11 protein-coding genes are annotated in these 14,495 nt (G+C 49.7%); 3 read left to right on the top strand and 8 right to left on the bottom strand.

Annotated features, from left to right (window positions below; translation table 11 throughout):
* Nucleotides 1-182: 182 nt before the first annotated feature.
* Nucleotides 183-533, bottom strand: a complete 351-nt coding sequence (locus DHAF_RS11785) for a 4Fe-4S dicluster domain-containing protein (RefSeq protein ID WP_005814602.1) — start codon at nt 531-533, stop codon at nt 183-185.
* Nucleotides 534-2,909 carry a molybdopterin-dependent oxidoreductase gene (locus DHAF_RS11780; protein WP_015943995.1) on the bottom strand — a complete coding sequence of 792 codons (2,376 nt, stop codon included), beginning with the start codon at nt 2,907-2,909 and terminating at the stop codon, nt 534-536.
* Between the two features lie 514 nt (nt 2,910-3,423).
* On the opposite strand from DHAF_RS11780, the gene DHAF_RS26070 reads away from it, so the two are divergent.
* Genes DHAF_RS26070 through DHAF_RS11770 form a run of 3 tightly spaced genes read left to right on the top strand, consistent with a single transcriptional unit; the run spans nt 3,424 to nt 6,235 of the window.
* Complete coding sequence (locus DHAF_RS26070; RefSeq protein WP_005814600.1) at nt 3,424-3,591, top strand: zinc finger domain-containing protein; 168 nt, start codon at nt 3,424-3,426, stop codon at nt 3,589-3,591.
* A 24-nt stretch (nt 3,592-3,615) separates the two neighbouring features.
* Nucleotides 3,616-5,859, top strand: coding sequence for a molybdopterin-dependent oxidoreductase (locus DHAF_RS11775; RefSeq protein ID WP_015943994.1), 2,244 nt, complete (start codon nt 3,616-3,618; stop codon nt 5,857-5,859).
* Between the two features lie 40 nt (nt 5,860-5,899).
* Nucleotides 5,900-6,235, top strand: coding sequence for a 4Fe-4S dicluster domain-containing protein (locus tag DHAF_RS11770; protein ID WP_015943993.1), 336 nt, complete (start codon nt 5,900-5,902; stop codon nt 6,233-6,235).
* 115 nt (nt 6,236-6,350) lie between these two features.
* Here DHAF_RS11770 and DHAF_RS11765 read toward each other — a convergent pair whose 3' ends face one another.
* The 6 genes from DHAF_RS11765 to DHAF_RS11740 form a co-directional block, all read right to left on the bottom strand.
* Complete coding sequence (locus tag DHAF_RS11765; protein WP_015943992.1) at nt 6,351-8,393, bottom strand: sigma-54 interaction domain-containing protein; 2,043 nt, start codon at nt 8,391-8,393, stop codon at nt 6,351-6,353.
* A 200-nt stretch (nt 8,394-8,593) separates the two neighbouring features.
* Entirely contained in the window at nt 8,594-9,967 is a 1,374-nt protein-coding gene (locus DHAF_RS11760) for an MFS transporter (RefSeq protein WP_015943991.1), read from the bottom strand.
* 114 nt (nt 9,968-10,081) lie between these two features.
* Nucleotides 10,082-11,359 carry an MFS transporter gene (locus DHAF_RS11755; protein ID WP_005814595.1) on the bottom strand — a complete coding sequence of 426 codons (1,278 nt, stop codon included), beginning with the start codon at nt 11,357-11,359 and terminating at the stop codon, nt 10,082-10,084.
* A gap of 308 nt (nt 11,360-11,667) precedes the next feature.
* Nucleotides 11,668-12,834, bottom strand: coding sequence for a uroporphyrinogen decarboxylase family protein (locus DHAF_RS11750; RefSeq protein ID WP_005814594.1), 1,167 nt, complete (start codon nt 12,832-12,834; stop codon nt 11,668-11,670).
* Nucleotides 12,835-12,854: 20 nt separating this feature from the next.
* Nucleotides 12,855-13,496, bottom strand: coding sequence for a cobalamin B12-binding domain-containing protein (locus tag DHAF_RS11745; RefSeq protein ID WP_015943989.1), 642 nt, complete (start codon nt 13,494-13,496; stop codon nt 12,855-12,857).
* 32 nt (nt 13,497-13,528) lie between these two features.
* Complete coding sequence (locus DHAF_RS11740) at nt 13,529-14,344, bottom strand: methyltetrahydrofolate cobalamin methyltransferase (protein WP_005814592.1); 816 nt, start codon at nt 14,342-14,344, stop codon at nt 13,529-13,531.
* Nucleotides 14,345-14,495 lie beyond the last annotated feature (151 nt).

Here is a 14,495-nt window from a genome sequence, read left to right as displayed (position 1 = left end):
CGGCGGGAGGCTCGGTACCGCAGGCCAAGCATAACCTTTTTTGGCCCGGCATGGCCGTGGACTTTCCGCATCGATTGCAGCCAATACATATATTTCCATATCCGCACATCATGACCTCCGCATCAGAGCTGCGCAGGCGCCCGCCCCCGCAGCTCCGTCTTTCCTAATGCCTCCGGGGCAGTCTACTTGATTGACCAGAGTACCTGCTTAGGTTTCCTGGCCAGTTCTGCACTGAGCTCTTCGAGGGTTCCAAAACGCATCACATCAGCCAGGCAGTGGTGCACACAGGTGGGCTTCCGGCCTGCGGCCACCCTGTCCTGGCATCCGTCGCATAAATCCGTAGGAATAGGAACTTTGTTCCAATTAAAATGACTTCCTTCATCATTGGCATCGTCTTTCTGCCAGGGCCCATCTTCAAAAACCCGGATTCCCCATTTTCCTACCGGAAAATCATGTTCGGTCTTGCAAGCAATCTCGCAGCTCTGACAACCGGTACAATATTCATAGTCGATTAAAAGTCCGTATCCCTCCATTCAGCCCGCCACCTTTCTGAATTTCTCCTGGAATCGGTTCATATCCACATCGTAGCTTTCCTTGAGGGGCGTGATTTTGCAGATCATGCATTTATAAGGGGCTCCAAATCCCAGGGAGCCATTGTAATGATTAGGAATCAAAGTATTGACATTGGAATGCCATACCCCGGAGAGGTTAGGCTCATCGGCTTCCTGTTCCGGGAACCACCAACCATGCTGTGCCATGACCGTACCTTGGCGTACTGTAGGGGTTACCTTGGCCTTAAACTTGGCTTCCCCGAACTGGTTGGAGATTTCCACCCACTGCCCTTCCAGCAAACCCAAAGCAGCAGCATCTTCCGGGTTAACCTCGAGCAGGGGGTTCGGATTTAATTCACGTAACAGCGGAACCTGACGGTGTTCGCTGTGGAAGTAGGCGTAAGTCCGGGCGCCGGTGGTCAGGATGAAAGGATATTCTTTGGCTAATTCAGGAGTGGAATAGGGGCTGAAGGGAGGCTCCTGGTAATAAGGCAGGGGATCTGAGCCCACCCCTTCAAACATGTAGGAATAAAGCTCCACCCGCCCGGTTGTGGTCAGGAACCCGGTTTGACGATCAGGGCGGAGATGACCTGTCTTATATTTGTAATATTTGCGTCCCTGCTGGATGTGCACTTTTTCCCGGATTGTATCGAAATCTTCCTTGCCGCCGCCCATCAGATTTCTTTGGGCACGCCGGTTGTTGAGCCACGCTTTTTCATCCGTGTGTCTTGTCACATACTGCTCCCGGCCCAGGTATTTGCCAAGTTCGACCGCAATCTCCACATCACTCTTGCACTGGCCCACTTCAATGGCCTTATTGGTGATCCCAAAATGAATCTGGGAGCCGGAATAATGGGTATAGTTAATGCTGTCGTGCTCCGGGGCACATTTCAAGGGCAGGAACAAATCGGCACAGGCCTGAATGGTGGGTGTCATAAACACATCGGTGGCAAATATGAAATCCAGTCTCTTCAGGGCTTGATGCCACTTTTTGCTTTCCGCAGAGTTGGTTGGGGCAATAATATTGGTGGACTGAATCATGGCCATGACGATCCGATAAGGTTTATCCGTCATGAGGCAGTCCAGCATCAGGTCGGCATGGGCATTGCGGATGGAATTGACGTACAGGGGATACTCCTGCATGCCGATGGTTTTATTTCTCAGTTCTTCCCCCAGGGCGACCCAGCCGTCCAATTGATGTCCGGTAGCCGCGTAGGTGGAGGTCATACCATCCTCGGCTTCCGGCACTGCCGGTTTGGCTTCTCCCACCAGCTGGCCCCCGGGTTTGTCCAGATTGCCCGTAATGGCGATCAGACTTAAGATACACTGGGCAGCCTGGGTGCCGTTCTGGTTCTGGTCAATGGCCAGCCCCCAGGCAATTCCCGCCTGGGCGGCAACGGCGTACATTCTGGCGGCCTTCCTGATGATCTCCCCATCCACCTGGCAGATCTCTGCCGCCTTTTCCGGAGTCATGTCCGCCACCCGCTCTTTCAGTTCGTCAAAGCCGTAACACCAGTTTTCCACGAAATCCCGATCATACAGCTCTTCATTGATAATCACATTAAGCCAGGCCATCCCCATAGCCGCATCCGTACCCGGGCGCAGACGCAGATGGACAGCGGATCGTGTCGCCAGCCAATTGACACGGGGATCCACGGAAATTATTTGGGTGCCCCGCTTCATCAAATCGATCAAGGCGTGGCCAAAGAGACCGTCGCCGTTGGAAGGCAACGGCTCCTTCCCCCAAAGCACAATCACTTCCGGAATCTTGTAGTCGGGGTTATCATAGGTCCCTTCCACACCGCCCCCATAGTCGATCTCCGGGTAATAACAGCCCGTGATCGCCGCCGTGGCGGCGGCACGGGGAGTGTAACAGGCATAGCCGGACTGAGTATAGCAGGCATTGGGTGTGCCCAGCACCTCATGGGCAAATTCCTGTACCATAATACCGCCGTTGCGGCCGGTACCGCTGTAAGCGGCAATCGCCTCCACACCGTAATTTTTGATGACAAAATCCCGCTTCTGCTTAATCATTGCATAGGCTTCTTCCCAGGTGGTGCGTTCCCATTTGTCAGCCTTGCCCCGATCCTGAGGATGGCGCTTCATGGGATAGAGAATACGGCTGGGATTATAGATCACTTCTTTAAGATCCAGGCATCTGACGCAAAGCCGGCCTTTGGTGATGGGATCGTTCTCGTCCCCTTCGATTTTCTCGAGAATACCCGCTTGATTCACATAGAGCTTCAGTCCGCAGCCCACCGGATGACAACCCGGGGGAGACCATACGGAAGTCCGGATGACCGTGAAACCGTCTTCCTCGTACTTCCAGGGCTTGCCTAAGTCGTTTTTAAATTCCATGGTGTTCTCCTTTCTTGTTCCGCATCAGCCTTAGCACCTTCCGGCTGATGCGTTTTCCTTGTATCCGAACACCTTTATGCCATTGCATTTTTTATGCCAACTTCCTCACAAGGATTAAGAAAAGCTTGATTGCTTAGGTTAAGGTCTTATTCTCCTGAATTTTCTCAGCCTGAGCTTTTTCCAATCTGTTTCGATCCGGCCTAAATCTGTTCTTTTTGTTTCAGAATGTAAATCCCTAAACCCCTAAAACTTGTTTTCCGGCCCTATGTGGTTTTTCTGAGACCTCACCTCATCTAAAAGGACAATAATGGCTAAGAAAATTCAATAGTGTGGTACGGTATTTGCAAGTAAATAGAGGCGACGGCTTAATACAGCCCTTACTATTCAGTGCTGGAGGTGAATTAAACTAATCACGCATCCAGCAAGGTGAAGCCATTGGTTGCACTTATGCTGGAAGAAAGTAGGCAAGGTCATTATACTTTCTGAAAGTGCAGGAAAGGAGGAGGATGCCCCGATGTGTTTCAGACCCGCTGCCGTATCTAAAGTTGTCATTTGTTCCGGCTGCCAAAAAAAATTAACCCTGCAACAAGGTCATATGGCTGCAAAATGCCCTTTTTGCGGCACGGAAATAGCTAAAGAAGAGGTCAAGAACCCCCAACCCCCTAATCATTCTGAACGCTGATAATGTAAGGAGAGGATGAAGCAAATGGCTGTAAAGTATAAGAAAGGCACAGAAAAGGATTACACTGTGAGAACCTGTGCCTGGTCTGCCCCAGGTTGTCATCCTACGGGCTGCGGGCTGCTTATGCACGTCAAGGATGGCAGGCTGGTGGAAGTGGAAGGCGATCCCGAGCACCCCGTTTCTCAGGGACGTGTCTGTGTAAGATGTCTGTCACTCCCGGAGGCTGTTTACCATCCGGACAGAATTCTTTATCCCATGAAGCGTGCCGGCAAAAAAGGCGGGGATAAATGGGAACGCATCACCTGGGATGAAGCCTATGACCTGATTGAAGAGAAGGTCAGATATTATCAAAAGCAATACGGGCCGGAATCCATTGCCATGATGGGCGGCACCGGCCGTGAAGCCACCTTTTACTTCCCTGCCTTATCCTACGCGGTGTTGCAGACACCCAACAATGTGGGGGTTTTAAGCGGCCTTTCCTGTTATGGCCCCCGCTGTGCCGTTACCGAATATGTCTTAGGAGCAGGTTATCCGGAAATTGACTATGCCGCTTACTTTGCCGATCGCTACGACAACCCTGAATTCCAGCTTCCCGAATATATCATCATTTGGGGCAAAAGCCCCCTTGAGTCCAATTCCGACGGATTCTTCGGCCATGCTATTGTGGATATGATGAAGCGGGGTACGAAAATTATCGCCGTGGACCCCAGGGTTACCTGGCTGACCTCCCGTGCGGAATATCACCTCCAGCTTCGTCCCGGTACGGACGCGGCCTTGGCTTTAGGCATGCTGAACGTTATTATCAACGAGGATCTCTATGATCACGAATTTGTGGAAAAGTGGACTTTTGGGCTGGATGCTCTGAGAGAGCGTGTTCAGGAATATTCCCCCCGCCGGGTAGCGGATATCTGCTGGATTAAGGAAGAAACCATTGTCCAGGCCGCCCGTGCTTTTGCCCAGGCCGGCAATTCCAGCATTCAGTGGGGCGTAGCCCTGGATATGAACTGGAACGGTATTCAGGCCATTCAAGGGGTTCTTTACCTCATGACCCTGACCGGCAATCTTGACGTCCCGGGGGGCAATACCCTGGCCGAACCTGCCAGCTTCATGGGTAAATGGCGCTATGATACCCACAAGCAGATTCCTGAGGAAATTTATGAGAACCGCATCGGCAATAAAGAGTTCCCCTTCTTCAATTATGGCCTGATGGCCTGCAGCCCGGACAATACCTTGGAATACTTTGAACAGCAGCAGCCTTACCCCATTAAGATGGTGTGGTCCAACAGCCAAAACCCCCTTGCCAATGCGGCACCGGTGCCCAAGCGCTGGTATGAGGCCTTTAAGAAAATAGAGTTTTGGGTCTGCCAGGAGCTCTTTATGACCCCCACGGTGGCTGCTTATGCCGATATTGTCCTGCCGATCGCCACCTTTGCCGAGCATGACGGTGTGGTCATTCCTCATTTTGGACGCAATTCCGCTTTCCTGGGGGCGGTTAACCAGTGCATTGAACGGGTGGGAGAATGTAAATCCGACCTGGAAATCTGCTTTGAATTAGGCAAGCGTTTAAACCCCCAAGCCTGGCCCTGGCAAACCGTGTCCGACTTCTTTACCGAGCAGATTGAGGAGAAAACCGGACTGGATTATCCTGGCCTTAAGGATAAGGTTGTTCAACAGCAGCACTATGTCTACAGGAAATACGAGCAAGGCTTATTGCGCAGTGACGGTGAACCGGGTTTTGAGACCTTGACCGGCCTCATCGAATTAAAAGCCACCATCTTTGAAAGCTGGGGAGAAGATCCCCTGCCTTATTTCCAGGAACCTCCCTTCAGCCCTTACCGCACCCCTGAACTCTTTGCCCAATACCCCTTGGTCCTGACCACCGGGGGCAGAAAATTCACCTCCTTCCATTCGGAGCACAGGCAGATTCCTTCTTTAAGGCAAATCACCCCCTGGCCTACGGTTGAAATCCATCCTGATACCGCCGCCGGCCTGGGCATTCAAGACGGGGACTGGGTGGCCATTGAGAATCATCTTGGCCAATGCCGCATGAAAGCTCTGGTTCAGCCCACGGTTCACCCGAAAGTCGTTCATGCCCTCCACGGCTGGTGGTACCCGGAACAAGCCGGTACCGAACCCAACCTGTTCGGTACCTTTAAATCCAATATCAACATGCTGATGCCCCACAAAAAAATCGGCAAGCTTGGGTTAGGCGCCAACTACAAAAGCAATCTCTGCAAAGTATACAAAGTAAGCGGTTTAGACGACTGATTGAACCATCTCATCCGCAATTCAGACAGGAGGAACGAACATGTCTCGTAATGGTCTACTCATCAATTACGGCTGGTGTTCTGGCTGCCATAGCTGCGAACTCGCCTGCCGGAACGCCCACGGCATCCCCCTGGAGCAATGGGGGATCAAACTGACTCAGGTGGGACCCTTCAAACTCAGCGGGGAGCGAACGGAATGGGACTATATCCCCGTTCCCACCTCCCTTTGCGATCTCTGCGCCGACCGTGTGGCTGAAGGCCGCAAACCGGCCTGTGTCCATAACTGCTTGACCCAGTGCATTGAATACGGCCCCCTGGATGAACTGATGAAGAGCATGACCGCCAAGGGTAAAAAAGTTACCCTCTATCTTCCTTAAACTCCTTATCACCCCTTACCTAAGTGCCGCCTATCATTAAGCTTCTCTGCTTATGCTAAAGCGGCACTGGGTCCTTCCTTAGCCTATAGGCCCATCCCTTTTGGCTCTTGGTTTATTAATAGTGAATATTATGTTCTTTTAATTTTCTATACAGAGTGGTTTTACTGATTCCCAACAAATCCGAAGCGATGGCCACACTATTGCCGGCTCTCTCCAAGGCCTTTTTTATGGTCACTTTCTCCAGATCCTTCATGGAGAACAGTTCCTCCGGCTTATCACACTCCTTTTCACTGACCATAGGCAAGGCCGTTCTTTTTTCGCTCAACTCCTTGGGCAAGTGACTGAGCATAATCTGACCCTCTTCGGACAAGTTCACGGCATAGATCATGGCATTTTCCAATTGGCGGACATTGCCCGGCCAATTATATTCCAAAATCCTTCGTTTGGCCTCCGGGCTGATCACCGCAGCCGGCAGTCCCACCCGCTTGGCATAATTTTCAATAAAATGCTCCGCAAGTATGGCAATATCGAAGCCTCTGCTGCGCAGAGGGGGTATCTCTATATTAAGAACAGAAATTCTGAAATAGAGATCCTCACGAAACTTCCTTTCTTGGGCTGAGAGTTTCAGATCCTGATTGGTTGCCGTTATCAGACGGAAATCAACCTGCCGGTAATTTCTTCCTCCTATCCTCATGACCATTTTATCCTGCAGAACCCGCAGCAACACCGCCTGCAACTCAATAGGCATATCGCCGATTTCATCCAGAAAAAGGGTTCCCCCGTTGGCCAATTCTATCTTGCCCGGCCGGCCATTTTTCTCCGCCCCGGTGAAAGAGCCGCTTTCATAGCCAAAAAGCTCGCTTTCGATCAAATTCCGGGGCATGGCGGCACAGTTCACAGCAATAAAAGGCCCTCCCGGGCGGTGACTGTTATGAATGGCTTGAGCGAAAAGTTCCTTGCCTGTCCCGCTCTCCCCCAGCAAAAGAACATTTTCACGGGTTCTGGCAAAACGCCTGGCTAAAGCCTTCGCTTTTAACATAGCTTCGCTTTGCCCCACAATATCTTCAAACCGGAATTTTGCTACAGCCCCGCTCCTGGTGTTAACCAGAGCGTTGATCTTGTCCGAATGATTAAAACGGAGAATGGCAAAATCCAGCTCGTCATTGCCTTGCTTATACACCGGCCGCAAGCTCACCAGATACTGCTTCTCTTCCCGGCCATTGACCACATATTCCTCCATGTAATCTACTGTTTTCTTATCGGCCACATAATCCATTAACGCCGACCTGGGCAGCAGAAACTCCCCAATGTTTCGCCCTCTTATCTCGCCATGATTCACATTCAATATTCTGCTGCCCTCATGATTAGAACTGAGAATCCGCCCATTAGGCTCAATGGTGATCACCCCTTCGTCAATAAATTCCAGGATAATTTTCAAGGTTTCCGTAGCCTTTCTTAAATCGTTATTCACCTGATTGAGAACATCATAACTATTTTGAATTTTGATCTGGTTGCCAATAGCTTCTGCCAGAGAGCTGACCCAGCCCAGGGAATGAATATGCAGGTTAGACCGGTTCTTTTCCCAGGGTTTTTCCCCCATATCCTGAACCAAAGCCAGAGTACCCAGAACTTCACCCATCTCATCCAAAATAGGGGCTGCAGAACAGATCATATTCTGCCAGACATCAAGGTAGTTCTCCGGTCCGATTAACTGGAAGGGTTTCTTGTGATAAGTCGCCAAACCATGAGCGGTGGTACCTGTGGTACTTTCATTAAACACAATGGAGAGAACGGGAGTTGAAGAAATATTGATATGAATCCCCAGCAAAAAGGCACCGCTGGGGTCAAACAGTTCCAGGGAATGTCCATTGGTGGAGGCCAGCCCCAAATAATTGCTGATCAGAGGTTGGGCTATATGAATAAGCCGCTCATTCTGCTCCTTCAGCACCCCCCACTCTTCCTCTGTCAGGTAGTATTTACTATAGGATGTCCAGGGAAAAACTCCATTGTTTTTTGATCTGATCCAGGATTCTGCCACTTCCTTGCGCAGATAGGGATTGAGCAAAGGGTCTTCTCCATTATTCACAAATTGAGTTTTACATCGTGCTATCTCTTCCCAGTATGTTTGCTCAGAAAAACTCTTTTCGGTAACGATCATAAAAAAACCCTCCAAACTTTCTGTACTTCTTACCCATATTAGGACTTCCCGGGAAGTTCTTGTGAAAAAATACTCTAACTTTATTCTAGCACAAAAGGTTTATCTTAAAAATTTCAAATATTCTGCAATTACAAAAAGAGGACACTATTTCTGCCCTCTTTAATCTTTTCCATTCTAAATCCTTCACAATTCTCTTCCCGTCACGATCTTCTTTGGTTCAACTCCGCAATGATTGCCGGATACTCCCTGTCCAGTTTGTAAAAATACATGATGGCAATAATTGCGGCATAGATACACAAAGGAAGCTGAATAAACATAAAACTGATCACACAAAGGGCCTCCGGTGATTGAGTGGCGGCATTGCCTACATAATTGCCCCAGGCCAGCAGCCACCCTATAATTGCCAGCCCGATGCCTGTGCCCACCTTCTGGCCGAAGCTTGCCGCACTCATGATCAGCCCTTCCATTCTCAGCCCCGTCTTCCATTCGCCATATTCGATCGTATCGGCTATAAAGGCATACAAAGTACCCGCCAAGGGAGCAAAACCAAGACCTTTAATGAAAACTCCCGTCAAAACATAGTTAATATTCATGGGTTCCACCAGCAAAGCCCCTGTTCCTATGGCATAGAAAAGAAATCCGATGAAAACCAGCATGCGCTTGCTGAAAATCTTCAAGGCCAGAGGAATGGCCGCAAAACAAAGCAGATTGGGGACAAAGGTGCAGGTCATAATGGAGCCCAGGTACATGGGGTTGCCCAATACATAACGGGCATAGTAAATATTCACCCCTGGAAGAGCAAACAAAATATAGACCAAAACACCTACCACCAGAATCATCAGCCAGTATTTATTGGCAGCAAGAGCTTTCAGCCCTTCCCTAACCGGTGTTTTCTTGGCACTGACCCCTCTGATCCTTTCTTTCGTAAACAAGAAAACTAAAATGATGATCACTGCCGCTATGGCACCATAAACAGCCATGGTTTTTTGCCAGCCCCCAGCACCGCCCCCAAAATGCTCAACCAGAGGAAGAGTCGCATTGTTAATGACAATGGCGGTACAAACACCGGCAAACATCCTCATCACCGTAAGCAGTGACCGTTGATACTGATCCCGTGTCATCAACGCCATCAGGGTATGATAAGGCTGGGCAAAAACAGTGTATAATACCGTAGACATCAGGTTATAGGTAAGAAATGCATAAATTATTTTTCCGGTCATACCAAAGTCGGGAACACTGAACAGCAAAACCGCCCCGATCCCATAGGGTATCGCCACCCACAAAAGCCAGGGCCGGGCTTTGTCGTACTTATGGTTGGTTCTGTCTACTAAGACTCCCATGCCCACATCGCTGAAAGCATCCAGAATCCGCGATATCAGGAAAATGCTGCCGACAGCTGCGGCACCGATTCCCGCCACATCAGTGAAAAAGAAGGTCATGAAGGACGTCAGGGTAGCCCATACTACGTTTGCCCCTACATCTCCCATGGCATAGGCAGCTTTTTCCCGCCAGGCCACTCTTTCATCGAAAAAGCTCTGAGGACTTACAGTCTCTGCATTCTTTAGAATTTCCACGTTTTCACCCCTTAATTATTCTCCACACCAGACCCTATACTGACCATTGCCAGTTTAAAGAAGGGGCTCATGAAATCTTTTTTATTTTCACAGCCCCTCCTTTAATTCCTGTATTTAACTGTCCAGCGGACTCTCCATGGTCTGATCTGCCTTACCCACAGCTTTGACATTCCCTTCATAGGGGAATTTCCTGTTGGTAATTTTGACAACCCAAATAAAACTACAGATGGAAATAGCAATGAGCATGGGACCTGCCATAACCCAGGGAGCCAGTTCACCCCAAGGTTCGTTAAGCCCAAAAACTCCCGTAAGCAGCATAAAGTAAGGTTGGATAAACTGTCCCAGCCCTTGCCCGGCAACGAAGAAAGCAATGGCTGCGGTAGCTGCCAGAGCGCTCCCCTGACGGGATACGGCCAGAACCAGACTGGGGTTGTAGGCGCCAAAAGCCCAGCCAAAGATCAAAGCACAGATCATATAGACCGGCAAGGTGACGAAACGGGGCAGGATCACCAGGACGATACCATAAACCAGGATGGTGAAGGGTATGTCAAATCGCTTCAATAGTTTAGTGGTCCAGCCGTAGGTGAAGCTGCCCAGGAAAATTCCCACAGTAAAAAGATTCATAACTAAAGCAATGGTATTCGGAGTCCCCAGTCCTTCGGTCATAATCACGATGGGCATATTGATCATAAACGAAGAGAAGATCATCACATTCAGAGCGGCCAGAACAATGACGAACCAATGGCCCTTTTCCACCTTTGCTTTGGGCCGGCCGGCTTCTTTTGCCGGGTTAAATTCCTCCAGCCCGGAGGGGTCCGGGCATTTCCATAAAATCAATAAGATAAAGGGCAGCGCCACGAGAAAGCCCAGGAAAGCATATTTCCAGTACATCGCCGCCAAAAAGCCGCCCACGGTCTGAAAGATAATACCGCCAATCGAACCGGCAGCCGTCTTCCAGCCCATCATTTGTTTTTGTTCAGGGCCGTCAAAAAGATCAACAATAAATGAAGAGGCTAAAGCATAAATCATACCATAACCACAGCCAAAAACCACCCGGCAAGCATAGATGAACATCATGCTGTCCGGTCCGATCCCTGGTGCGATTCCACCAAAAAAAATCAAGGCCATGGCAATTTTAAGAATTGTTTTCTTGCGCAGCTTATTGGCCATAGGGATAATTGCCATACAGGCAAAGATCATGACCAAAGTCGGGATGGTCTGAATTTGTTTAATGTCCAGTGAAGTGTACCCAAATTGCTCGAAATGCTTCAAAATAGCACCGGCAGCCGGTGAGGTCAAAGCCTGTAAGTACTGCAGCAGCATGATGGATAACACGGCGGCTTTAACTGCACCGCCATAGTGGGGCTTTTGGCCTGGTTTGGGTTCAGACATTTAACATTCCCCTTTCCTAATCATTTTTAAGTTTTAGAACAGCTTCATTTATGAATAGCTTCACATTAAATTAAAAAACACTGCCCTCCCTTGCCCTGATTTTTCTAAAGATAATGCTGTCATATCTGCAGAAATAGTGCAGATTGCTTCAACCCTATTGCCTGTCAATGCTTACCCCATGATTAAGAACGCGATAAATTGAGTGAAGGTTTCAACTTGTTCCGGTGTCTTTGCCTTAAATAGCTCTTCCGCCGCCTTTTGGACCATTTCATAATTTGTCATTTCCACAACCTCCTAAAAAATCAGGATCAGCTATACAGTCCATAATGATGAACAAAGTCATTGACTGCTTTAAAATTTGCCAATTTTCCGTCTGTTTTGGACAGCATGGGGACATCCGGGCCCAGGATGAAGCCCCCGTCGACGGCTACCGTATCCAGGACATTTCTTACATGGGCAATGCACTCTTCCGGCGTTTGATAATAAAGCATCCGCGTCGGCATTCCGCCCACGATACACATCATATGTCCCAGGTTCTTCTTGACCAGCTTGAGATCGTCATGTTCGAACAGCCCGGATACCCTGTTCTTCGGCAGCTCCTGGAGATAGTCATGAAGGTGCTCATAGTTTCCTTCAAATAGATAATAAATTTGATAGCCCCGCTCCGCCAAAGCGTAAGCAAATTTCTTATAAGAGGGCCAGTAAACCGTTTCGAACTCCTTTGGCCTCAAGAAGGTAGGCAGATGCATGGGAATGGTAATCCGTTTATTCTCATCCGGCGGGTTCATGGTTGCCATGGCCAGCAGCCAGTCCATAATAGCCAGTCCGGCATCCCTCACGGCTTCCGGACGGCGTTTAATATCGCCGGAAATCCCCTGGAAATCCCTGAGGAAGTCCAGAATAATATCCACCGGATTATACATGCCCCCCTGCTGGAGTTCCACAAGACCCAGCTCATGTTTCAACATATCGGTAACCGGCTGGGTGGCGCTGCGGCCTGCTAAAAGACTTCTGAGGGCCTCAACAAAGGTTTCATATTTTTCGGCACTGTAGTCTTCAGCCAGCAGCTTAAACCGTCTGGGCATAACCTTTTCGATAAAAAACCGGGCCGGATCAGCGATCAAGTCGTCATACTCACTGGGTTCCATAACATTGATGGAGCCGGGTTTAGTCTGAAAGGAGCCGTCGGGCAAGTATTGAGACGTCCCTCCCCCTAACAGCCGCAGAGTATCCAGTTTGTTCCTGCCGATCACCGGAATCAGAAACCCGTCGAAGTAGACTTCAGAGAAGAAATTGCGGTAGGCCTTTTCCATAACCCCTATATCCTGGTAGGCATCAATGGGCCTGATATCCTGAATCCGATAGACATATTCGGCTGCCATGCTCAAAATCGGCACGCAGTCGGGTTTGCCATTGGCAAAGGCTGTATTAAGTCTGGTCAGGCGCTCTTGATAAAGCTCTTGGGCACGTTCCAATTTTCATCCCCCTTTTCCTTCTACTGAGCTACCCAGCTCTTGCAGATCTTTACTCCTTCAGCCGCATTGATCGTAAAGGCATCGGCGCCAATGTTCCTGCAGGCATCTTCCGTCACCGGATTGCCCCCGATAATCACTTTCAGATCCTTGCGCAAGCCGGCTTCCTCAAGGGCAACGACGATGCTCTTCATGGAGTCTAAGGCCAGAGTCAAAACACCGCTCATACCGACAATGGCCGGCTTCACTTCCTTGATTTTAGCCACAAAGGCACCGGCGGACTGATCGATACCCAGGTCATAAACTTCAAAGCCCGCCGCTTCCGCCATCCCTTTAAAGATGTTCTTGCCAATATCGTGCAAATCCCCTTCAACAGTACCGAGGACGATTGAACCGGCTTTAGCCGCATCCTTGGCGCCTAAAACGGGTTTCAGCACCTCCAGGGCATTGGCTAAAATCTCGCCGGAAAAGATCAGATCCCCTACATAATACTCATTCTTCTCAAACAGCTCACCCACCATGGCCATCCCCCGCTGACATGCGTTTACCACCTCCTGAGCCTCTTCTTGGCTGGGATTGGCGGCAACAAAGTCATGCAGCGCATCCATGACCGCATCTTCATCCAAATCACTGATCCACTGGGCTAACTTTCTTAAATCAATCATGAGCTTTCCTCCCTCGTTCCATAGGGTTTCCTTCAACCGGCAGCTGCTTTTACCGGCCCGATTCTTTGCTTCCGATAAGCATTGGCAAAATTGCGGCAGTGCCGGTCTTGCCCCAGCAGGGCTTCAACAGCCAGGAGCGTGGCCATCAGCTCTCTGTTTAAGGGGTCCAGGATGGCTGAGTTTATTCCTGCAAACATGGCTAAAGCCAGGAAGTTCTGATTAATGATCTTTCGGAGAGGCATCCCAAAAGAAATATTGCTCAGACCTGAAGTCACCTTGATATCAGGATAAAGTGCCTTGATCTTCCGGGTCCCTTCCGCAAAATTTAAAAGGGACTGATTGTCCGCCGACAAGGCGATCACCAGGGGGTCCATATGGATTCTGTCCGGGGTTATACCATAAGCCTGTGCTTTTTCCACCAGCTTTTGAGCAATCCTTACCCGGCTCTGAGCATCTTTAGGAATGCCCCCATTATCACATGTTAAGGCCACCGCTTGCCATGAGGTCCCCTGGATCAAGGGAAAAACAACCTCGCATTTATCCCCTTCCAAAGACACGGAGTTGATCAGCCCCGGACGTTTCACATCGTTAAACACCGCTTCAATGGCCTTTGGATTGGGACTGTCCAGGCAAATCGGGGTATCCGTAGCCTTCTGAACACTGTGGATGAGCCATTCCAGGGTTTCCACTTCCTGTTCGGGAGGGGTGCCGGCACAGACATCGATATAATGCGCACCCGCCTCCCCCTGCTTCAGGGCCAGCTCAGAGATAAAGCGTTCATCTTTGGTTGCAATAGCCTCCTTGACGCGGGGAATGGTTCCGTTGATTTTTTCACCGATAATAATCAAATTTCTTTTCTACTCCTTCCTTAATCCAGCAAACAACCTTTCAGTCGGGGAAACTATAACCCGGAACACGCCGGGCACCGGCAACACGGTAAAGCCCTCACGGGAACTCATCAAGAACCCATCGGGAGCCTGACTCCCGCCGGATTGATGC

Source organism: Desulfitobacterium hafniense DCB-2 (assembly GCF_000021925.1).
Taxonomy (GTDB): Bacteria; Bacillota; Desulfitobacteriia; order Desulfitobacteriales; family Desulfitobacteriaceae; genus Desulfitobacterium; species Desulfitobacterium hafniense.
This window is presented reverse-complemented; position numbering and strand designations above follow the sequence as displayed.